Below are 21,219 nucleotides of genomic sequence, written 5' to 3' on the forward strand. Positions count from 1 at the left end.
AGAATATCATGAGAAAAAGATTAGTTTTCGTACGTAATGCCCTCAATGTCTCCTGTATAGGCGTTCACAAGCACCTCTGCCTCTCTGCCGTCAGGCAAATCTAGCTCCACCTCAAATACGAGCATGCCGCTGAATGTTTCAAGATCAGCATCATCCACTGTTCCGCCAACTTCTTTGACGGCAATTTGGATGGCTTCCTCGACGGTGATTTTCGTGAGCTTCTTTTCTTTAGAGGTTGGTTTTTTCTTTTCTGCTTCAAGCACCTTAAATGATTGTTTGTCGACATCGACTTGATATAATTCTTTTTTTGATTGGATAGTAAAAATAAAACGATCTGACGTCTCTTTCTTTTGAATGACGGTTCCGCTCACCTTTTTAACAGCCGCCTCTTCTGCCTGGAGCTCAGCATTTTTTTCATTCGGCTTCTGATAGCTTTTTAACTGTCTAATTTCTTTCATTTGACCGCTTGCAGAAGATGCAATGATTTGATAGATGCCATTTGCATTTTCCAGCGTCAATGTATAGTCCTGTTTATGATTGATTAAATCAATATGTGTAATGTTTCCATTGTAGTCTTTTGAGATCATTTTTTTCATTTCTGCTTCACTTAATATTTTTTGATCAATGGTTTGGATCATGAGCATTGCAAAGGCCGCAAGAATCACAAAACATCCTGCGAGCGCAAGCACCATTTTCGTTTTTCTAGACATGCAGCGCCTCCTTCCTATTTCCTATTTTATAAGGAGGAAATGAGAAATTGATGAGAAAAGACCCATTTATTTCTGAAAAAGAATGGTCATGGCTGTCCCTTCGTCGATACGGCTGTCTACCTTCAGCTCGGCCCCATGTTCTTCTGCAATTTGCTTCGCAATTGAAAGACCGAGCCCGGTTCCGCCCGTCTCACTGTTTCTCGCTTCATCCACACGGAAAAAGCGGTCAAATATTTTCGGCAAATCCTCTTCTTTTATGCCAATTCCTTGATCAATCACTGAAATAAATGGCTTGTCTCCTGCCCATCCGCAGGTCACATCAACTGGCTCTCTACTATATTTGACCGCATTATCAATTAAGATGGTCAAAAGCTGTTTGATTTTCTCTTCGTCTCCTTCTGCGATCAGCGGCTGATCTGTCTGCACATGGGCTTGAATCGTTCGATTCGTGGCCACTTCAAGTGTATGACATAGCTGCTTGCACAAATGACCAAGATCAACCGGCTTCATATCCAAGTATAACGGCTGACCGTTTTTCGCCAATGTCAGTAATTGATCTGTCAGCCTTTTCATTTTTTTCGCTTCATCATGAATCGCTTGGGAGGATTCTTCTACAACCTCTGGACGTGTTTGCCCCCAGCGTTTTAATAAATTACTGTAGCTCATAATGACGGTAATCGGTGTCTTCAATTCATGAGAGGCATCATGCAAAAATTGCTGTTCTTTTTCATAATGCTTCTCGAGAATCTCGGACATTTCATTAAAGGTTTGTCCCATTTGATATAATTCATCCTTTGAATCGCCTGTTAATTCAATTCGTTTAAACGCCTTCTCTTTCATACTTACCTTCATGGTACTTGTCATTCTGCTAATCGGCCGGACAATTTGTTTTGTTAAAACGTGACCTGCAAAATAGGAAAGCACAATAATCAAAACGCCAGTAGCGATTAAAATCATTTTTAATAACGCTAAGTTCTCTTCCGTATTTTCGATTTCTTCATATACTTGAAGCGACATAATCTCACCATTTGTCCAGATGACCGGAATAGCAGCAAACGCAATCATATGCTTATTGTATTCTTTGATTTCTGCCGTCTGGCCCGATTCGTATGTAAAAGGCAGTGAACTAAACGTTGATTCCTTTGTGACTGTCAGTTTTGACTCTCCCGTTTCTGTCACAACACGGATCATGCCATTTTGAGGCAAGTATGCCTTCAGCAGCTCAGAGGATGGAAGACCCTCTTCTTCTGATTTTTTTAAAGCAATGGCTATATTTTCAGCCACCTCAGACAAGCGGGACATATCTTTTTGCGTCAAGGTCATCGAAAAAATAAAATAAATGGCTGTATGAAACAAGAGCACCATTAAAAACAAAGACAACGACGTATAAAGCTGAATCTTATTTTTTAATCTCATTCTTTATCCTTTCATCACATAACCCACACCTCTCACTGTGTGAATCAGCTGTTTTTCGAATGGGTAATCGATTTTTTTCCTTAAATAACGGATATAGACATCTACCACGTTTGTATCACCGAAATAATCAAAGCCCCAAACGGCTGTTAAAAGCTGATCTCTAGTGAGCACTTGCTGCTGATGGTTCAGGAAGTGGACAAGCAGGTCATACTCTCTCGGCGTTAGTTCAAGCATTTGCCCAGCCCTTTTTATTTCTCTTGTTTTCTCGTTGACCGTTAAATCTGCTATGCTCAGCTCTGTCTCCTTTTCTTCTTGTGCCTGTATATTCAATCTTAGCTGCGCGCGAATTCGCGCTAATAATTCTTCTATGTCAAAAGGTTTTGTTATATAATCATTCGCCCCAAGATCGAGCCCGCTTACCTTATCAGGAACACTTCCCCTTGCTGTAATCAAAATAATAGGTGTCGCGGTGTTTGTCTTCCGAACCCTTCTCAGCACTTCAAGCCCGCTTAACTCTGGAAGCATGACGTCAAGCAGCACCAAATCGAAGCTTTCTTCTTCAAGAGCTTGAAGGCCGTCCATTCCTGTCTCTTTGACTGTCACCTCATATCCTTCATATTCAAGTTCAAGTGACAGCACCCTTGCGATTTTCTTTTCATCTTCGACTACGAGTATCTTCCCTTTGTTCATCTCTATCTCTCCTATCTGAAAGGCAAGCTTGTCTTTCCATTATTATATGTTGCCTTTCTCATTTGGAACAGTCACAATCTTCACATCTATTTTTTTATGGAGGGAATTATTTTTGAACAAAAACATTTGGCTTGTGCCTTCTTCTCATTTGTTACTTGATTTCATTATTTTTTAGTCTGCCTCTTTTAGTTCTATTCACCCATTTTTTTCTGTACAGGTGCAACCTCACTATGCAGCATTTCCTTCTTTTTCATATGATATCAAGAGTTTTCTTCAAAAGGTGAGCTCTTTCGTCAATAAGTGAGGAGAACTGCACTTTCGATAATAGATTGATTATTTGAAAAATTATTACAATTGACCCTTTCCGATCAAAAGTTTCTTTTATACAATAACATTACGCAGCCTGAATCTACTTTGAAAACAAAATAAGGAGGGCTTTCTTATGAAAGGTGAAATTCGCTTAATTCCGTATGAAGTAAAAGCCAATGTGATGGAAGCGAAAGAGACGCCGGAAAGTATTCAGGAGATTAAAGCACCCGAACTTTGGTCAAGTGGCTTCAAAGGAAAAGGCATAACCATTGCTGTCCTTGATACAGGCTGTGACACAGAGCATCCCGACTTAAAAGATCAGATTATCGGAGGGAAGAACTTTACCGATGATGACGATGGAGATGCTGAAAATGTAAAAGACTACAATGGGCATGGTACCCATGTTGCAGGAACGATTGCCGCAACAGATCAAAATGGCGGAATTTTAGGGGTTGCCCCTGAAGCCAAGCTGCTCATTGTAAAAGTTCTTGGCGGTGAAAATGGCAGCGGAAAATATGAATGGATCATTGACGGCATCAACTATGCCGCAGAGCAGAAAGTTGATATTATCTCCATGTCTCTCGGTGGTCCAAGCAATGAGCCAGCCCTGCAGGAAGCCATTCAAAATGCGGTAAAAAGCGGTGTGCTTGTTGTGTGCGCAGCAGGAAATGAAGGGGACGGGGACGAGCGTACGGAAGAGTTCTCCTACCCAGCAGCATACAATGAAGTCATTGCCGTCGGGTCTGTTTCCCTTGCAAGAGAATCCTCTGAATTTTCTAATGCCAATAAAGAAATCGACCTCGTTGCTCCAGGAGAAGACATTTTATCCACTCTCCCTAACCATAAATATGGAAGACTCACAGGGACTTCAATGGCTGCCCCTCACGTAAGCGGAGCACTAGCCATTATCAAAAATGCTGAAGAAGAAGCGTTCCAGCGCAAACTGACAGAGCCTGAGGTCTATGCTCAGCTTGTCAGAAGAACCTTACCATTAAAGCAGTCGAAAGCCCTTGTAGGGAATGGATTTTTATATTTAACTGCGCCTGATGTTCTTTTAGAAAAAACATTGGAAGCAGATCTTTTATCTCTATAGCTTAAATAGAGGTCCTGAGAAAAGATAGAATTTTCTCAGGATTTTTTTAATTAAAATTATTCAAAATTTACTTTGACGAAATGAAGTGAACGTTATATAATCGAACACAATAAATTCATAGTTTGAGAGTCGGTAATTCGATCACACGTCGAATTTTAATTGGGAAGACCGGTGAAAATCCGGCGCGGTCCCGCCACTGTGAGTGAGGAGAGCTTTTCTCATGAATCCACTGTCATCAGGATGGGAAGGATGAAAAGCTTGCAGATTCACCAGCCAGGATACCAGCCGCTCTATCACATCAAACCCCTACGGTTGATAGGAGATGTCGGAAAAGCGTTAGTGATACTCACGCCTTATTTCGCACACACATTTTGTCTTTTAAACCAGACATTTGCCCTCATCAATCTTGATCATGAGCGTAAATGTCTTTTTATATTTAGAGGAGGAATTGGAATTGACAATTGTTAAAACAAGTAATCTAGGCTTTCCGCGAATTGGTTTAAACAGAGAATGGAAAAAAGCACTTGAGTCTTACTGGAAAGGTCAAACAGACCGCGAAACCCTCTTAAGCACACTGGATGAACAATTTTTAACTGCCATTAAAACACAAATCGATCAGCAAATTGATGTTGTTCCTTCTGGAGACTTCACCTTCTATGATCATGTGCTGGATACTGCTGTTATGTTCAATTGGATTCCAGAGCGCTTCCGCAGCTTAAAAGACCCGCTAGATACATACTTCGCGATGGCAAGAGGAACAAAAGATGCCGTCTCAAGTGAAATGACAAAATGGTTTAATACAAACTATCACTACATCGTTCCAGAATACGAAAAAAGCACAGAATTTAAACTCACACACAACAAACCGCTTGAAGCTTACGAAAAAGTGAAAAAGGCGTTTGGTGTTGAAACAAAACCTGTTGTACTTGGTCTTTATACATTTGTCTCACTTTCTAAAGGTTATGAAGCAAATGAAGTGAAAGAAATCCAGCAGCGTCTAGTGCCGCTTTATATTCAGCTTTTAAAAGAACTTGAAGAAGCCGGCGTCAAATGGGTTCAAATTGATGAACCTGCACTTGTCACAGCTTCAAGTGAAGACGTAAAAGCCGTAAAAGAAATCTATCAAACGATCAAAGAAGCCGTACCTGGCTTGAACATTCTTCTTCAAACATACTTTGATTCAGTAGATGCGTATGAAGAGCTTGTCACATATCCTGTTGAAGCGATCGGTCTTGATTTTGTCCATGATCAAGGTCGCAACCTTGATCAAGTGAAAAAGCACGGCTTCCCGAAAGATAAAATTTTAGCAGCAGGCGTCATTGATGGAAGAAATATTTGGAGATCAGATCTTGGCGAAAGATTATCCTTTATTTCTGAAGTCATCGCTGACGTTCAACCGAAAGAAGTATGGCTGCAGCCATCAAGCAGCTTACTGCATGTGCCAGTTGCCAAACACCCAAGCGAACAGCTTGAAGAAAAACTATTAAACGGACTGTCTTATGCCACTGAAAAACTGGCTGAATTGACACTGCTAAAAGAAGGCTTAACAAAAGGAGCAGCTGCCATTGATGCCGACATTAACGAAGCAGCACAAGCACTTCTTACTTTAAAAGAGTTCGCAAAAGGAACAAATGCGGATCTAACAGCAGAACGCAACAACCTTTCATCAAAGGATTTTAAACGCCCAGTAGCCTTTGAAGAACGCCTGCGTATCCAAAACGAATCTCTTGAGCTTCCGCTTCTTCCAACAACAACGATTGGCAGCTTCCCGCAGTCTGCCGAAGTGCGCAGTGCTCGTCAAAAGTGGCGCAAAAATGAGTGGACAGATGCAGAGTATGATGAATTTATTAAGAAAGAAACAAAACGATGGATTGATATTCAAGAAGAAATTGGCCTGGATGTGCTCGTACATGGAGAATTTGAACGTACGGACATGGTTGAATACTTCGGTGAAAAGCTAGCCGGATTTGCCTTTACGAAATTTGCTTGGGTGCAATCTTATGGATCACGCTGCGTGAAGCCGCCAATCATTTATGGAGATGTAGAGTTTACAGAGCCAATGACAGTGAAAGAGACGGTTTACGCACAAAGCTTAACAGAGAAAAAAGTCAAGGGAATGCTGACAGGACCTGTCACCATCTTAAACTGGTCATTCCCAAGAACGGATATCTCTCGTAAAGACATTGCATTCCAAATCGCTTTCGCTTTGCGTAAAGAGGTAGAAGCGTTAGAGGCAGCAGGTATTCAAGTCATCCAAGTGGATGAGCCTGCGCTAAGGGAAGGTCTTCCGCTCAAAGAAAGTGATTGGGCAGAATATTTAAACTGGGCAGCAGAGTCATTCCGTTTATCCACATCATCCGTTCAAAATGACACACAAATTCATACACATATGTGCTACAGTAACTTCGAGGATATTGTCGATACGATTGAAGACTTGGATGCTGACGTGATTACAATTGAACATTCACGCAGTCATGGCGGATTCCTCGATTACTTAGAAAAGCATCCGTATTTGAAAGGACTTGGACTAGGCGTTTATGACATCCATAGCCCGCGCGTTCCATCTGTTGAAGAAATGAGCGAAATCATTGATGATGCGCTGAACGTTTGTCCGACAGATCGCTTCTGGGTGAATCCGGATTGTGGTCTAAAAACTAGACAAGAGCCTGAAACCATTGCTGCTTTGAAAAACATGGTCACCGCTGCTGAAGTCGCTCGTAAAAAGCTGGCGCAGCACGCATAACTGAATGTCTCTCCCCTGCTGAACATGGCAGGGGTTTTTTATGCGCAAATTGTCCTGTTCGATCTTCTACTATGATGATTTCTTTTCTAGCATGATTCGTTTATACTAGAGAAGTCAGTCGAACAAAGGGAGGAAGACAATGAATCACGAAGATTTTTTACAACGCGCAATTGATCTTGCAGTAGAAGGAGTCAATAGTGGTACTGGCGGCCCTTTTGGAGCAGTTATTGTCAAGGATGGTCAGATTATTGCCGAGGGAAGCAACAATGTGACAACAACAAATGATCCAACCGCACATGCTGAAGTTACAGCCATTCGAAAGGCGTGCCAGACGCTGAATACATACCAATTAGAAGATTGCACTCTATACACAAGCTGTGAGCCTTGTCCGATGTGCCTTGGTGCTATTTACTGGGCTAGACCGAAAGCGGTGTATTTTGCCGCTGGCCATCAGGATGCAGCGGATTCTGGTTTTGATGACTCGTTTATTTATGAAGAAATCAATAAAGAGTACGAATCAAGAAATATACCATTTTACAAGCTGACACCTCAAAAAACCCTTGCGCCATTTGAAGCCTGGGAAGCATATGATAAAAAGAAAGAATATTAAAAAAGACACCTGCTCGTAAGCAGGTGTCTTCTACTATTACTCCGCCACTTCAAGCTCTACTTCAATGTTCCCTCTTGTTGCTTTTGAATATGGACAGAATTCATGTGCAGCATGGACAAGCTCTTTCACTTTCTCATGATCATGACCTTTCGCAGACACAATTAGCTTTACGCCAAGCTTAAAGCCGCCGTCGCTTTCATCTTTTAAAAGACTGACATGTCCTTCTATGTCCGATTCTATTTCTACCCCTTGCTTCTTCGCTACCTGCTCAAGTGCTCCTCCGAAACAAGCTGCATAGCCTGCTGCAAATAATTGCTCTGGGTTTGTGCCAGTCTCTCCATCTTTCTTTGCGTTAGGCATGACAATGTTATGATCGAGCACACCATCTTCTGAACGAACATGTCCAGCTCTTCCATGCTGCGCCTTTACTTTTGCTGTGAATAATGGTTTCATCTTCATCTCCTCCTTCATCTATTCATCCTTTTCACGTTCTATTCATTTCTCAAACATTTATCGCACATTGAAGAATTTTTCATTTTTCGTCTGTATTTATTTTAAAAAGGAAGAAAATCTTATACAATGATAAGTATGACAAAAAATAGTTGGTGACTGACATGACAAATGAATTTGAACATATGAAGCTGGAAAATCAGCTTTGTTTCTTGTTATATGCAAGTTCACGAGAGATGACGAAGCAGTATAAACCGTTATTAGAAGAATTAAACATTACGTATCCGCAATATTTGGCACTGCTTTTATTGTGGGAGCATGGAACATTAAATGTGAAAACGATGGGAGAGCTTCTTTATTTAGACTCCGGTACACTCACACCCATGCTGAAGCGAATGGAGCAAAACGGACTCATTATCCGCGAACGTTCGAAAGAGGATGAGCGGTCTGTGCAAATTCGTTTAACGGATTACGGAGAACAGCTAAAAGAGAAGGCTACTGCGATTCCGTCTCACATGCTGACTGGGACAGGCAGATCGGAAGAAGAGCTAAAAACACTGCGTGCCTCTTTACATGAGCTTTTGCAAAATTTAACACAACCAAAAGGCTGAGGGAACATTCCCTCAGCCTTTTATGATGTCTATTATTGTGCGACAGCTACTAGTTCTACTTCAATATTTCCTTGAGTTGCTTTTGAATATGGGCAAACGCCGTGTGCTTTATGAACAAGTTCTTCTAATGCTGACTGCTCAATTCCAGTTCCCTTTACTTCTAATTGAACGCCTAGTTTGAAGCCGCCATCTGAACTGTCTTTTAATAAGCTGACATGTGCTGTAACTTCACTTTCAAAACGAATACGCTCTTGTCTCGCTACCATTTGAAGGGCTGAATCAAAACATGCAGAGTAGCCTGCTGCGAATAATTGCTCTGGATTTGTTGCTTTTTCAAGTTTTTTTGCTCTTGGTGTTCCAGGCATTGCTACATCATGCTCAAGTACACCATCTGTTGAAACAACCTTTCCTTCTCTTCCTCCGACAGCTGATACCGTTGCTGTAAATAAAACGTCTGACATGAATATAACCCTCTTTCTCTCCAATAATATTTTCTACAATTTAATTGTACACAATTTAAATTGTAGAGTCAATCAATAAAGACTCTTTTTTAAGTTTTCCTCCTCATATCCTTTTTATGAACATCTCCCGCAGAATTGTGTTTAGGCAGTAAAAAAAAGCCCTTTAACAAGGGCTTTTAGATGATATCATGCTGCGGATTCGGTTGTTCTAGCGTGTGGTTTCTGTTATCTGGGTCGGTATTTGCACCTGCCAGCCACAATGCCATGATGGTGATGCTTGTACAGACGACTGCCCATTTTTTAAAATTCATATAAACAATCCCCTCTCTGAATATAGATTCGAGCATGTTCCGCTTCCCTATAGAACATGGAAGATTTTTCATAATCCTCCATTTCATTATAATACTTCGCGGTATCTAATGCCAGTTCCTCTATATCTGGATATGCATAGGCAGACTCTAAAAAATGGAAAATACGTTTGATATGCTCAGCATCTTGTCTTAAATACAATGCTTCTAGAAAGATGGTTTTCTGTATATGAATGTCATCTTGAAGAGCTTCTGCTCGCTTCATACATTCTTCTCTGTAGTGTAATGCTTCTTCGTGTTTTCCTTGTTTGTATAATATCTGAGCGGCTGTATAAAGAGGGTCTATAGATCGACGAAGATGATCGGATTGATTTTGATCAAATAACGAGATGGATTCTTTCATTAATTCGAGTGCGCGGCTCAAGTCTCCCATTCGGTAATAACTGTTGCCCATATTAAACAAAGAGGAGGCAATAAAACGCACATTCTGAAACTCTCTTGATCTCGCAAGTGCTTTTTCGAGATGTGGTAATGCTTTTTCATGTCTTCTCATATCATCGTAGTTACCGGCCACAATAAATTCACACTGAATGGTGCGAAGCGCATACAGTTCATGCTGAACATAAACATCCAGCGCTAGTTTAGCGTGGTGCATTGAGATATGTGTTTGTTTCATGTGGTAATATATTTCTGACATTTTAAAATGAAATTCCGCACGTTCAATATCATCTGATACAAAAGATAGCTTGTGCTCTGCCTTTTGATAAGACGATATGGCAGCAATGTACTCCCTACGTCCGAATTCATACATGCCTCTGAAAAAATGATAGTAGTATTCAAGCATGCCTGTGACATGCGTTTGATGCTCATCTATTTCTTTCGAAAGCTCGGAAAAGTTGGCGCGAAGCTTTCCTTCCTTTAATGGCTTTAAATAATCGAGCATGACCTCATGCCTAAATTCCATTAAAGAAAAATAGAGAAGCAAATTCTGATCTTCTTCCATTGAATCAAGAGAGGTGCGAATTTCCTGTTTTAACTGTTCTGCTTGTTCTGAATCAAATCTGCGGATTAATTCATACCACTTGTTGATTTTCACTCCAATATCCGAAGAGGGAATGATTTTCGCCATACGTTGCCTTCTCCAATCTTCTCAAAATATAAAACATTACCATATTTTATCATACTTGACCGGAGAAATACAAAAATGAAAGGAAAAAGAGAGCCTGTTGTCACAAGACTCTCTTTTAAATTCCTTATTCTCTTATTTGTCCTTGGCCACGAATGACAAATTTTTCAGACGTTAAGGCTGGCAGACCCATTGGCCCTCTTGCATGAAGTTTTTGTGTACTAATGCCTATTTCTGCTCCATAGCCGAATTCAAAGCCATCTGTGAAACGAGTAGAGGCATTATGATAGACAGCGGCAGCATCGACAGCTGTTAAGAAAAGGGCTGCATGCTCATCATTTTCCGTAATGATCGCTTCAGAGTGCTTGGAGCTATATGTTTGAATATGATGAATCGCTTCTTCTATGTTTTCTACAATTTTAATACTGACAATTGGTGCTAAAAACTCCGTTGCATAGTCCTCTGCTTTCGCTAATGCAGCACTAGGAGCAAGCGCGCAAACGGCTTCATCCCCGCGTATCTCTACCCCATTTGATTGAAGGGCTTCAAATAGCGAAGCACCGTATGTTTTTGCCCATGTTTCATGAATGACAATGCTCTCGATCGCATTACAAACAGATGGTCTTTGGGTTTTGGCATTCAGCACAATCCGCTCAGCCATTTCGTTTTTTGCTGTTTCATCAATGTAGATATGACAATTTCCTGCACCTGTCTCAAGCACTGGCACAGTCGACTCTCTCACGACAAGATCAATTAAATTCTTCCCGCCGCGCGGAATGAGGACATCCAGATATTCATTTAAGGTGAACAGCGTTTTCGCCGTTTCACGGCCTGTATCTTCAATCAATTGCACACTGTCTACAGGAATATCCGTCGTTTGAAGCGCTTCATGTATCACCTTGACAATCGCTTTATTACTATGAATAGCAGAGGAGCTTCCGCGCAGTATAACAGCATTCCCCGTTTTCAAGCAAAGGGTCGCAGCATCTACTGTCACGTTTGGTCTTGCTTCATAAATCATTCCAACCGTTCCAAGGGGTACACGGACCTTTTCGATGAACAGACCGTTTTCTTTTTGAATGGTTTCTAACGTTTCACCAATTGGGTCTTTTAGCTGAATGAGTTGAAGAGTCGCGTCTGCAATGGCTTCAATTCTCTCTTCCGTGAGTGTGATCCGGTCAATGACAGATGGCGTGAACTGCTTTTCCTCAGCAGCCTGAACATCCTTTTGGTTTTCCTCCATTAAATAAGCTGAAGATGCTTTTAGTGCAATCGCAATGGCGTGCAGGGCAGCATTTTTTTGTTCCGTCGTTTTTAGGAGCAGCTGATCTTTGGCTGCACTTGCTTTTTTTGCTTTTTCAAGAACTTCATTCATCGTATTCCCTCCTCAGTTTTGTACATGCTGTACCCAGTGATCCCGGTGTATGACCTCAGGCTTCTCATTTGAAAGCTCGTCACTTCTCATTCCTTTAATGCCGAGAAGCTCATCGGATGCGTACAAGGTTTGCCCCTTCCCAACTAATCCGTTTGGACCGACGACTTCTACAACCTCTCCTTTAGAAAAGTCACCAGCGACATCAATGACTCCTGCCGGAAGAAGGCTTCTGCCATTATGCAAAATCGCCGCTTCTGCTCCTGCATCAATCATGATCTTTCCAGAGACCGGTGAGTGGAATTGAATCCATTGACGACGGTTGTTCACAGCTGATAAATCCTGTTCACCGATATACGTTCCATCACCTTGCCCCGCAAGAATGCGAAGCAGCTTGTCTTCCCCAGTGCCTGTGCCAATGAAGACTTTCACGCCAAGTGATAGTGCCGTTTGTGCAGCAGACAGCTTCGATTTCATTCCGCCTGTTCCAACCTTTGAACCAGTGCTCTTCGCATATGAAAACAATTCTTCTGAAATGTGGGTCAATACATCAAACCGCTTCGCCTCAGGATGCTCATTTGGATTTGCATCATAAATGCCATTGATGTCTGTTAATATGATCAATTGGTCTGCATGGATTAATCCACTAACAAGAGCCGACAGCATGTCATTATCCCCAAAGGTAAGCTCCTCGATCGAGACTGAATCATTTTCATTTATGATCGGCAAAATCTTTCTTTCCAGCAGCTCCATCATCGTTGCGTAAGCATTTCGATACCTTGTTCGATCTGAAAAGTCATTACGTGTTAAAAGCATTTGAGCAGGTGTCATGTGAAACTGTGAAAAAAGCTCTGTATATTTCTGCATTAACAAGCCCTGACCAACGGCGGCAGCTGCCTGTTTCCCCTTTAAGGTCACAGGTCTTGATGGATAGCCTAAGCTGCCAAATCCTGCTGCAACGGCTCCTGACGAAATTAAAATGATTTCATGCCCTGCTTCTTTGAGCTTTGCTATCGCTCTTACATGATCCTGCATCTTTTGTTCATCAATGGCTCCTTTTTGCTCTGTTAATGAACTGCTGCCAATTTTTATGACGATCCTTTGCTTTTTCATCCTTGATTCCCTCCGCTATACCTTTAGGCACAAAAAAATCCCTTTTTCTCCTTATGTAAAGGACGAAAAGGGATTTTCCGTGGTACCACCTTCATTGAATAAGCATGCGATCTGCTTATTCCACTCAACTCCTGTAACGCCAGGCACGCGCTTAGATTTTTCCTCTAAGGCTCAAAGGGCAGGTTCAGCAGCTGTCTGCGGCAAATGTTTCAGCACATCATTTGCTCTCTTTACGCACCAGTTCCTGCTTACTATTCCTTTTCAACGCTCGTTAATTTTTTTATATTATCACCAATTGCTAAAGAAAAGTCAAGCGGTCAATTAAAGACAATCGTTTTATTCTCATGAACAATAATTCGATCTTCCAGGTGCCATTTGACAGCACGTGCAAGCACACTGCGCTCAATTGTCCGGCCAATATTTTTTAGTGCTTCCGCATCATCCCGGTGATCTACACGCTCAATATCCTGTTCAATGATTGGCCCTTCGTCTAAATCATTGGTGACATAATGAGAAGTCGCACCAATTAATTTGACTCCCCGTTCATATGCCCGCTTGTATGGGTTTGCACCAATAAACGCTGGCAGGAAGGAATGATGAATATTAATGATTTTGTTCGGATGCTCTTCAATAAATCCAGGCGTTAAAATTTGCATGTATCTAGCAAGCACAACCGCATCAATGTCGTACTCTTCTAATAGGGCGAGCTGCTCTTTTTCAGCTTCTTTGCGAATATCTTTGTTCGCCTTTACAAAATGGAATGGGATCCCAAGTGCTTCTACTGTATCTTTTGCCGTTTCATGATTGCTGATCACAACTGCGATTTCGGCCATTAAATTTCCACTTTGCCATTCCCACAGAAGCTCATTTAAACAATGAAGCTCTTTTGACACAAAGATTGCCAGCTTTTTAAGCTCACTTGCACGCGACATGCTCCACGTCATTTGAAATGATGCTGCGATTGGCTCAAAGCTATTTTTCAATTGATCCATATTCGCCGAGATGTCTTTCCAATCAAATTCAATTCTTAAAAAGAACCGGCCGCTTTCATGATTGGTTGTGTATTGGCTGGATTCAATGATGTTCGCTCCGTGCTCAAATAAAAAGGAAGAAACAGCTGATACAATACCAGGCTGATCCGGGCAGCTGACAAGCAATCTGCCTTTTTGCTCGTGCTTTTGTCTGTGTAATTCAAGTTTCTCTGTAATCAATGTTCTCATGTATCATGACCTCATTTACGTTTTCATTCTAATGAAATATTATACTGGACTGGAAAGAGAAAAAGCAATGGAGAGCCTGTTTTTTATTGAATATTCATTCAATTCTGCACCTAGCGTGATATAATGTGAGTAGACCTTTTATTACAAAAGGAGTGATGGAGATGAAAAACATGACTTTGTTTGGTAAAGTGAGCTTTTGGCTCGGCATCGTATGTCTGATCACGGGTATTTATCTTTTTATGGCCGGCGAGAGACTCATTCCTTTGCTCACATTTGGTGTCTGTTTTCTTCTAGTGAGTCAGCTTTACCGCAAAAATGAAAACGATTCCAATCATCATTCGATGTAACAAAAAAGGGCTAAAATGATTTTTATTTTAGCCCTTTTTCTACTTTTTCAGCGTGATAGAAAACCTTTGCAGCCCTAGGAAGGGCGAGCACCGGAACGGAGCGAATTTGACATTCGTGAGTACCCGCGCGCAGGCCTGACAAAGAATGCAAGGGTTTGTCTACATGCTGAGGCTGGCATCTCTCTGCCAGCCTTTTTCTTATTCAATGATTTTTAACCCGACCGCCGCAGATAAAATCAGTGCGATAAAGAAAATACGTTTTGCGTCCTTCGACTCACCGTAAAACAGCATGCCAACAATGGCTCCTCCAGCAGTTCCAATGCCAGTCCAAATGGCGTATGCCGTTCCCATCGGAATTGTATTCATTGCAAGGGAGAGCATGAGAAAGGACAGCGAAAAGCCAGCTGCAATGAATAAAATCCATTTGACATGCCGGTCTTTCTGGAATTGATTCATCATGGTGACACAGAGCATTTCTAAAATGCCTGCCCCAATGAGTAAAAGCCAGCTCATGATTCAGTCTCCCCTTTCTTTTCACCTGTGGTCAGTTTGAGCCCTAATACACCACTTAAAAGCACCATGATTAAAAGTAATTTCACTAGCTGGACCGGCTCACCCATTCCCATACCTACTATGACAGTACCTGCTGTCCCAAGTCCGGTGAAAACGGCATAAAGTGTGCCAACTGGCAGTACAGTCGTGGCTTTCAGGAGTAAATAAAAGCTGACGACAATACAAACGATGGTTGCAGTCCATTCCAATAAAGAGTCAGCATATTTCAATCCCATCACCCAGCCGACTTCAAAGACCGCCGCAATCAAGACATTTCCCCATTTCATTAGATCCCTTCCTTTCTGAACGATTCCAACCAACAAAAAAAGCCTGGAAATCGATCGTTTGATCAAATCTCCCGGGCTTTTATCCCTCCGTGTCCATACGGTCTATTGTGTAGACCCTATGTGTTTTCTCTCGGTCCAGACTGCGCCACCCGCACGGAACCCTAGAAAACCAAGTCATTATGAACAGATCTAGCATATAGCAGATTCTGTATAAAAAAGTGTATCACACCCCGAAATACCGGTCTACCGCTTTGCTTGCCACACACAAATATACTTGTTCATTTTTCGAAAGAAATTTTATGGGACCGCCGTATACTAAGGGTTAGAAACAATTTAACTGATAAAAAAGATTTGCGGGCTATTTCGGGGGCTGCGAACTGAAGGGAAACAAACATATATGATAATTCATTTATTTTTTATGACATTGACGATCAAGCGTAAATACAAGGACATGGAGACCGTTCTTTACGAACAAGAAGTCGAAGCATTTTATGAAGAAATGAAACAGAAGCAGCTAAAATATATGAACTAAAACATGAAGTGAAAAATGAGAAAAGAAGGAGATTGACACGTTTATGATGCTTGATTGTGATACGAGGGAGAAGGATCTATTCCGGGTACGGCAACGATCACACCGCTGATATAATGAAATCAGATTGATGTGATGAACGTTCAACTTTAGGATGATGCATTTACAGATCATCCGTTGTACTCCTAACAATGCTGAAAAACATTTTAAAAAATCAAGAGGTGGATTCATATGATGATGACCGATGAACAAAAACATGAATTTTATCAAGCACTTGTTGACAAGAATCCGCAATATGACGGTACATTCTTTGCCTGTATTAAGACAACCGGTATCTTCTGTCATGCCACATGTACGGCTAGAAAGCCAAAATATGAAAACTGTGAGTTTTTCTTTACAGCGGAGGAAGCACTGCTGGCAGGGTATCGCCCATGCAAGCGCTGCACACCATTAACATACCCTAACAGCATTCCTGAAGAAGTCAAAACACTCGTTTCAGCAGTAGAAAAAAATCCCGAGAAACGCTGGAAGGAAGAGGACTTTCGCCAATTAGGGATTCACTCTGCCACAGCTCGAAGAAAATTCAAAGACATTTACGGCATGACCTTTGTTCAATATGCAAGATCACGCCGAATGGGACTTGCCTTTAAAGAAATTTTGAACGGAAAAAAAGTGATCGATCAGCAGGTCACCTTCGGCTATGAATCTTCAAGCGCCTTCAATGATGCATTTACGAAAATCATGGGAAATCCACCTAAAAAAGCACAGATTCACATTCTCTATGCTAATTTTATTTCCACACCAATCGGGCGGATGATCAGCGTGACAGATACCACACATGTGTATTTACTGGAATTTATGGACAGGCGGGGACTCGAAAAAGAAATTGAATCATTAAGAAAGAAGCATCATGCCCGCATTTTAGTTGGAGAAACAAACGTTCATCAGCAATTAGCAAAGGAATTGGCATTATATTTTGAGAAAAAGCTGACCAAATTTACTGTACCACTTTCCTTACATGGCACCCCTTTTCAAATGAAGGTGTGGGACCAGCTCTCACGCATTCCAGCAGGAGAAACGAGATCCTATCGAGATCTAGCCACGAAACTTGGTGATCCGCATTTGGTTCGTGCCGTTGGTAATGCAAATGGTGCCAATCAATTGGCGATTATCATTCCTTGCCACCGCGTGATTCAAACAAGTGGTGAGCTTGGAGGCTACGGCGGGGGGATTGAACGGAAGAAATATTTGCTTCAGTTAGAACAGCGTGAATAAAAGGAAAACGGCTCTGCTTATTCGGTAAGCGAGCCGTTTTCTCCATTACGGGTAATGCTGTATACATCTATGATTTGGTCCCATTTTGAAATGGTTTTTTCTTTTTTCATGCCCATTTTTAAAGCGACCTTCACTGACGCTTTATTCTCAGGACGAATTAAGCTGACCATCCGTCTGACCTTCATTTCTTCAAATCCATAGGTAAGACAGCCTTTTGCGGCCTCAGCAGCATAGCCATTCCCCCACGCCGCTTTCTTTAGCATATAGCCGATCTCAAGCTCCGTTTGTCCTTCGATATTTTGCAGGACAATTCCGCTTTGTCCAAGTCGTTCATTTGTTTCTTTATCTTCAATGATCCATAGAGAGGTGTGGTACATGCGGTCATTTTTTTGATTCCATGCAATCCACTCTTTTGTCTGCTGTTCATCCTTCAAAGAAGGATAATACTTCATCACTTCTTCATCCTGGAACAGCTCCTCATATAAAAATGACGCATCATGTTCATTCATCGTTCTCAGTTTAAGGCGCTCTGTTTCAAGCACTGTCCTTATTTGATGTGTCATTGATGACCCTCCCTTTTTTACTTGCTAAAAATATCTCCGAACAACCCATTTGAATCTGGGGCAAAGTAATGGAAGCCCGCACCGGTTAAACTAGCAGCCAGCGCTGTCCACATCATTAAACTGACGGTCATCCACACCGCGACTTGCCTTCTTTTCGTTCCGAAGCTCATGCACATCAAGGCCGCTAAATGACTGCCGATGATAAAAGGACCAATGAGCGCTAATCCAGGCAGACCGTATCGTTCCCAAATTTTTCTCGCCCGCAGCTGCTTTTTCTCTCCTTTTTCATCACCTTTCTCTTCTTTTCTCTTTAACCACCATGCTTTAAACCGGTCCACAAACACAATGAGAAGCAAAACTGTGAGAAAGTTGCCGATGAATCCAATTACAGCCGTTGTCACAGGATGCAACCCACTTAAGATTGCGAATGGAACGACACCAATCACTTCAAAAAAAGGCAAAGCAGCCAATACAAAAACGAGTACATATCCCCATAAGATATCCAAAAACAGAACCCCTTTTCATTTTTGTCCTCTCCCCATTGTAATGAAAAATACAATTCCATTTCTACATTTTTTTAGAAAAAGAAAAGCACATCGCAAGAGATGTGCTCTAATTACATTGAGTGTTCATTTTTCTTGTTTGTTTTCCGTAAAAAAACAATCGTGAGCAAGACTAAAATGACAATGGATAGCAGACTTGTGAAAAGAAGCATCAGAGGCGATGTCCATCCAAGCCATTCGAATAGGAGCTGCGGTCCGAAGAAGATCAGCGGAATGAGCGACACCATATTCGCCTTTAATATGGCATTTAATAAGACAATGCACAGCAGCAAAAGAAGAATGACGCCCCATCTTTGGCTCGAGGTCAGCACAAGTAAAGGTGTACCAAGTTTTTGATCCAATAATTTCACTGTTATCAAGACTGTCATCTGAAAAACACCTAATATCCAAAAGTAAAAGAATGCCCTCCTGCTTGTTTGAAAGGCTGAAGCTCTAAACATCACAATGGTCATGATCACATTGGACACTATAATCAGAGGATAACCAATGAGTGCATACCAAGAATACGATAAACTTTGACTGATGGCATCTGCTAACATCATGTAAAAAAGAGATCCAATTAAGAAAGCACTGACGAATGGCACCCAGTCTTTATGATTTCCTGACAGCTCTTTTGCCAGTTCATCAGCATAGCTCCGCGGATCTCCGCCAAACACATCCTCCCCTGTTTTGCCGTCTTTTTCAGCTTCAACTGCATGTGCTGTCAGTTCGTCCATCAACTCATCAATCTCATCCTGATTTTTTCCCTTTGATATGAGATAAAGTTGCAGCTCTAGTAGAATGTGTCTCGTTTCTTTTGATACCATAATCTCACTTCCCTTTTTGTAATAAGAGGTTTACATTTTTTGAAAGCTCATTCCAGCGGGCAATAAACTCTGTGAGCGCTTGTTCTCCCGCTTGTGTGAGCGTATAGTACTTTCTTTTCGGCCCGCTTGCTGACGCTTTTGTAACAGTGGTCACCAGCTGTTCCTTTTGCATACGCAGCAAAATCGGATAGATACTGCCTTCACTTATTTGGTCAAACCCATAATGCGCGAGCTTCTTCGTCATTTCATACCCATAAATTTCGCCCTCAGAAATAATCGACAGCAGGCAGCCTTCTAAAATTCCTTTTAGCATTTGTGTGGATGTTGTCATGATTGTTCCTCCGATTCCAGTACCTTGCACCACAAGATAGCTTCATCTTATCATACACTATCTTGCCATGCAAGATACCGACATAGAAAAAAATCACCGCTTAAAGGGTGATTTTTACGCCCAAGGTTTATCTGTCCCAAGTGCGTCAGCAAGCGCCTTACTATGCTTTCGGCGGCTTTTTCTTTCCTCTGCTCGCTGCTTCGCTGTTTGATGAAGCATGATCTCTTCTTCTGTTTCCGGCATCACCTGCGGGACTCGTTTAGGCTTTCCGTTTTCATCTAATGAGACAAATGTCAGAAATGAAGTCGCTGCGAGTCTGCGCTCTCCAGACATCAAGTTTTCTTTAATGACCTTGACGAACACTTCCATAGAAGACGTACCGACCCATGTGACATAGGATTCCAAGCATACTGACTCCTTTTGTCCAATCGGCTCTAAAAAGTCAACAGAATCCATTGAAGCTGTAACCGTTTCACTGCGGCTGTGTCTTGCTGCCGAGATGGAGGCAATGTCATCTATATAACTCATTAATTTCCCGCCAAATAACGTTTGGTGGTTATTCGTATCGAGAGGGAATACCCTGCTGGTTTTAACAACTTTCGATTCCTTGCAGTATTTGAAATTTTCTTCACTCATCATCATAGCTCCTTCTTGCAGTTTTCGTGGATGCGGAACGACTTTTATTAAACACTATTCTTTTAGGTTTGTCTAAACTTTTTGCTTTAGTCTTATGTGAGAGATTTTCTTTCGGAAATGTTTCAACCATGACTAGAAGAAGGAATAATAGAACTATGAACGAACAAGGAGGCCATTTAATGGATTCTATGAAAGCAGAGCAATTATACAAAATGCCGCAATGCATGAGTGAATATGACGATTTACAAGAAGTTCTTTTATGCAGTCCTATTTATATGGAAATCAAACAAATTATCAATGAAACCCAGAAACATTTTGTGAAAGAAAATATTTCTCAAATGAAAGCAGTCGCTCAGCATAAGCAATTGATCCAGACACTTAAAGATCATCAAGTACGGCCCATCCTGCTCCCTGCAAATGACCAATTCCCTGAGCAAGTCTTCACTCGGGATATTGGGTTTACGATTGGACATACACTGTTTGTTTCAAAGATGGCCGCTCCGGTTCGGCAAGGGGAAGAACAATACCTTAAAGAATGGGCACAGGCAAAAGGGTGGTCAGCTGTCACCTTGACAGACGGAACGATTGAAGGCGGCGATGTGCTTGTGGATCAGAACCGTGTGTTTGTTGGCACGAGCAAAAGAACCAGCCCAGCCGCTATTTATCAGCTCAAAAAGGAACTGCCTGATCACGACATCATTCCGATTCACCTTCCTCCTCACATTTTGCATCTTGATTGTGTGATGAATATTCTGTCTCATGACGAGTTATTCATTTATCCTGAAGCGTTCAAACAAGAGGATCTCCAGCTGCTCAAAACGTATTATGATCTGATTGAAATCAGTGAACAAGAGCAATTCACACTTGGACCCAATGTTTTATCCATTGGGCAGAAAAAAGTGATCAGCTTGCCCAGCAACCAAGAAACAAATGCTTTATTAACCGCTCACGGGTACACCGTTATTGAAGTGGACTTTTCGGAAATTATTAAATCTGGCGGCTCTTTCAGATGCTGCACATTGCCTATTCGGCGTTCATCCACTAAAAAAGCCAGCATGTAGAACAGTTTGTCTACTTGCTGGCTTTTTATCGGGCTTG

At 41.7% G+C, this 21,219-nt stretch carries 25 protein-coding genes, 2 riboswitches and 1 other annotated feature; of the genes, 8 read left to right on the forward strand and 17 right to left on the reverse strand.

Going from position 1 to position 21,219, the window contains the following annotated elements; all coding sequences use genetic code 11:
• Window positions 1-20: 20 nt before the first annotated feature.
• The 3 genes from ACLGGR_RS03010 to ACLGGR_RS03020 form a co-directional block, all read right to left on the reverse strand.
• Window positions 21-710 carry a PepSY domain-containing protein gene (locus ACLGGR_RS03010; protein ID WP_048238678.1) on the reverse strand — a complete coding sequence of 230 codons (690 nt, stop codon included), beginning with the start codon at window positions 708-710 and terminating at the stop codon, window positions 21-23.
• A gap of 66 nt (window positions 711-776) precedes the next feature.
• Complete coding sequence (locus ACLGGR_RS03015) at window positions 777-2,126, reverse strand: ATP-binding protein (RefSeq protein WP_410972462.1); 1,350 nt, start codon at window positions 2,124-2,126, stop codon at window positions 777-779.
• 3 nt (window positions 2,127-2,129) lie between these two features.
• Window positions 2,130-2,816: a response regulator transcription factor gene (locus tag ACLGGR_RS03020; RefSeq protein WP_410972463.1), complete on the reverse strand. Its 687-nt coding sequence runs from the start codon at window positions 2,814-2,816 to the stop codon at window positions 2,130-2,132.
• Window positions 2,817-3,258: 442 nt separating this feature from the next.
• On the opposite strand from ACLGGR_RS03020, the gene ACLGGR_RS03025 reads away from it, so the two are divergent.
• The 3 genes from ACLGGR_RS03025 (at window position 3,259) to guaD (ending at window position 7,571) form a co-directional block, all read left to right on the forward strand.
• Entirely contained in the window at window positions 3,259-4,218 is a 960-nt protein-coding gene (locus tag ACLGGR_RS03025; protein WP_024424648.1) for a S8 family peptidase, read from the forward strand.
• A gap of 112 nt (window positions 4,219-4,330) precedes the next feature.
• A riboswitch (cobalamin riboswitch) is annotated at window positions 4,331-4,522 on the forward strand.
• Window positions 4,523-4,672: 150 nt separating this feature from the next.
• Window positions 4,673-6,961 carry a 5-methyltetrahydropteroyltriglutamate--homocysteine S-methyltransferase gene (metE, locus tag ACLGGR_RS03030; protein WP_142944613.1) on the forward strand — a complete coding sequence of 763 codons (2,289 nt, stop codon included), beginning with the start codon at window positions 4,673-4,675 and terminating at the stop codon, window positions 6,959-6,961.
• Window positions 6,962-7,100: 139 nt separating this feature from the next.
• Entirely contained in the window at window positions 7,101-7,571 is a 471-nt protein-coding gene (guaD, locus tag ACLGGR_RS03035) for a guanine deaminase (RefSeq protein WP_251215581.1), read from the forward strand.
• A 36-nt stretch (window positions 7,572-7,607) separates the two neighbouring features.
• Here guaD and ohrB read toward each other — a convergent pair whose 3' ends face one another.
• Entirely contained in the window at window positions 7,608-8,024 is a 417-nt protein-coding gene (ohrB, locus tag ACLGGR_RS03040) for an organic hydroperoxide resistance protein OhrB (RefSeq protein ID WP_142944611.1), read from the reverse strand.
• A gap of 161 nt (window positions 8,025-8,185) precedes the next feature.
• Here ohrB and ACLGGR_RS03045 point away from each other — a divergent pair, with 161 nt between their 5' ends.
• The gene (locus ACLGGR_RS03045; RefSeq protein ID WP_142944610.1) at window positions 8,186-8,632 is read left to right on the forward strand and encodes a MarR family winged helix-turn-helix transcriptional regulator; all 447 of its coding nucleotides are present in this window, start codon (window positions 8,186-8,188) and stop codon (window positions 8,630-8,632) included.
• A gap of 32 nt (window positions 8,633-8,664) precedes the next feature.
• On the opposite strand, the gene ACLGGR_RS03050 is transcribed toward ACLGGR_RS03045, so the two are convergent.
• The 6 genes from ACLGGR_RS03050 to purU all read right to left on the reverse strand — a co-directional run bounded on the left by ACLGGR_RS03050 (window position 8,665) and on the right by purU (window position 14,232).
• The gene (locus ACLGGR_RS03050) at window positions 8,665-9,093 is read right to left on the reverse strand and encodes an organic hydroperoxide resistance protein (protein ID WP_024424643.1); all 429 of its coding nucleotides are present in this window, start codon (window positions 9,091-9,093) and stop codon (window positions 8,665-8,667) included.
• 176 nt (window positions 9,094-9,269) lie between these two features.
• The gene (locus tag ACLGGR_RS03055; RefSeq protein ID WP_048238660.1) at window positions 9,270-9,404 is read right to left on the reverse strand and encodes a hypothetical protein; all 135 of its coding nucleotides are present in this window, start codon (window positions 9,402-9,404) and stop codon (window positions 9,270-9,272) included.
• Window positions 9,394-10,530 (reverse strand): Rap family tetratricopeptide repeat protein, encoded by a 1,137-nt coding sequence (locus ACLGGR_RS03060; RefSeq protein ID WP_142944609.1) that lies wholly within the window; start codon window positions 10,528-10,530, stop codon window positions 9,394-9,396. Before ACLGGR_RS03060 ends, ACLGGR_RS03055 begins: the two co-directional genes overlap by 11 nt.
• Window positions 10,531-10,654: 124 nt before the next feature.
• On the reverse strand, window positions 10,655-11,902 hold the full coding sequence (locus ACLGGR_RS03065; protein WP_410972464.1) for a glutamate-5-semialdehyde dehydrogenase: 1,248 nt from the start codon (window positions 11,900-11,902) through the stop codon (window positions 10,655-10,657).
• Window positions 11,903-11,914: 12 nt separating this feature from the next.
• Window positions 11,915-13,012 (reverse strand): glutamate 5-kinase, encoded by a 1,098-nt coding sequence (gene proB, locus ACLGGR_RS03070; protein ID WP_410972465.1) that lies wholly within the window; start codon window positions 13,010-13,012, stop codon window positions 11,915-11,917.
• Between the two features lie 55 nt (window positions 13,013-13,067).
• Window positions 13,068-13,286 (reverse strand) — a binding site (T-box leader).
• 43 nt (window positions 13,287-13,329) lie between these two features.
• Window positions 13,330-14,232, reverse strand: coding sequence for a formyltetrahydrofolate deformylase (gene purU / locus ACLGGR_RS03075; protein WP_410972466.1), 903 nt, complete (start codon window positions 14,230-14,232; stop codon window positions 13,330-13,332).
• Window positions 14,233-14,393: 161 nt separating this feature from the next.
• On the opposite strand from purU, the gene ACLGGR_RS03080 reads away from it, so the two are divergent.
• Window positions 14,394-14,579, forward strand: a complete 186-nt coding sequence (locus ACLGGR_RS03080; RefSeq protein WP_251215584.1) for a hypothetical protein — start codon at window positions 14,394-14,396, stop codon at window positions 14,577-14,579.
• A 198-nt stretch (window positions 14,580-14,777) separates the two neighbouring features.
• On the opposite strand, the gene ACLGGR_RS03085 is transcribed toward ACLGGR_RS03080, so the two are convergent.
• Together ACLGGR_RS03085 and ACLGGR_RS03090 are read right to left on the reverse strand one after the other, a co-directional pair.
• Window positions 14,778-15,092, reverse strand: a complete 315-nt coding sequence (locus ACLGGR_RS03085; RefSeq protein ID WP_410972467.1) for a DMT family transporter — start codon at window positions 15,090-15,092, stop codon at window positions 14,778-14,780.
• A complete protein-coding gene (locus ACLGGR_RS03090) occupies window positions 15,089-15,418 on the reverse strand; it encodes a DMT family transporter (protein ID WP_410972468.1) in 330 nt (109 codons plus the stop codon). Before ACLGGR_RS03090 ends, ACLGGR_RS03085 begins: the two co-directional genes overlap by 4 nt.
• A gap of 66 nt (window positions 15,419-15,484) precedes the next feature.
• A riboswitch (guanidine-I (ykkC/yxkD leader) is annotated at window positions 15,485-15,594 on the reverse strand.
• 221 nt (window positions 15,595-15,815) lie between these two features.
• On the opposite strand from ACLGGR_RS03090, the gene ACLGGR_RS03095 reads away from it, so the two are divergent.
• Entirely contained in the window at window positions 15,816-15,950 is a 135-nt protein-coding gene (locus ACLGGR_RS03095; RefSeq protein ID WP_080701185.1) for a YrzI family small protein, read from the forward strand.
• Window positions 15,951-16,178: 228 nt separating this feature from the next.
• Window positions 16,179-17,222 (forward strand): bifunctional transcriptional activator/DNA repair enzyme AdaA, encoded by a 1,044-nt coding sequence (locus tag ACLGGR_RS03100; protein WP_410972469.1) that lies wholly within the window; start codon window positions 16,179-16,181, stop codon window positions 17,220-17,222.
• Window positions 17,223-17,239: 17 nt separating this feature from the next.
• On the opposite strand, the gene ACLGGR_RS03105 is transcribed toward ACLGGR_RS03100, so the two are convergent.
• The 5 genes from ACLGGR_RS03105 to ACLGGR_RS03125 form a co-directional block, all read right to left on the reverse strand.
• On the reverse strand, window positions 17,240-17,785 hold the full coding sequence (locus tag ACLGGR_RS03105; protein WP_410972470.1) for a GNAT family N-acetyltransferase: 546 nt from the start codon (window positions 17,783-17,785) through the stop codon (window positions 17,240-17,242).
• Between the two features lie 17 nt (window positions 17,786-17,802).
• The gene (locus ACLGGR_RS03110; protein WP_142944603.1) at window positions 17,803-18,291 is read right to left on the reverse strand and encodes a small multi-drug export protein; all 489 of its coding nucleotides are present in this window, start codon (window positions 18,289-18,291) and stop codon (window positions 17,803-17,805) included.
• Between the two features lie 110 nt (window positions 18,292-18,401).
• Window positions 18,402-19,154: an HAAS domain-containing protein gene (locus ACLGGR_RS03115; RefSeq protein ID WP_410972471.1), complete on the reverse strand. Its 753-nt coding sequence runs from the start codon at window positions 19,152-19,154 to the stop codon at window positions 18,402-18,404.
• Window positions 19,155-19,158: 4 nt separating this feature from the next.
• Window positions 19,159-19,485 (reverse strand): PadR family transcriptional regulator, encoded by a 327-nt coding sequence (locus tag ACLGGR_RS03120; RefSeq protein WP_410972472.1) that lies wholly within the window; start codon window positions 19,483-19,485, stop codon window positions 19,159-19,161.
• 114 nt (window positions 19,486-19,599) lie between these two features.
• A complete protein-coding gene (locus tag ACLGGR_RS03125; protein WP_008346212.1) occupies window positions 19,600-20,121 on the reverse strand; it encodes an acyl-CoA thioesterase in 522 nt (173 codons plus the stop codon).
• A gap of 179 nt (window positions 20,122-20,300) precedes the next feature.
• On the opposite strand from ACLGGR_RS03125, the gene ACLGGR_RS03130 reads away from it, so the two are divergent.
• A complete protein-coding gene (locus tag ACLGGR_RS03130; RefSeq protein ID WP_251215591.1) occupies window positions 20,301-21,182 on the forward strand; it encodes a dimethylarginine dimethylaminohydrolase family protein in 882 nt (293 codons plus the stop codon).
• Window positions 21,183-21,219 lie beyond the last annotated feature (37 nt).

Source organism: Bacillus sp. BD48 (assembly GCF_046566805.1).
In the GTDB taxonomy this organism is placed as follows: domain Bacteria; phylum Bacillota; class Bacilli; order Bacillales; family Bacillaceae; genus Bacillus; species Bacillus safensis.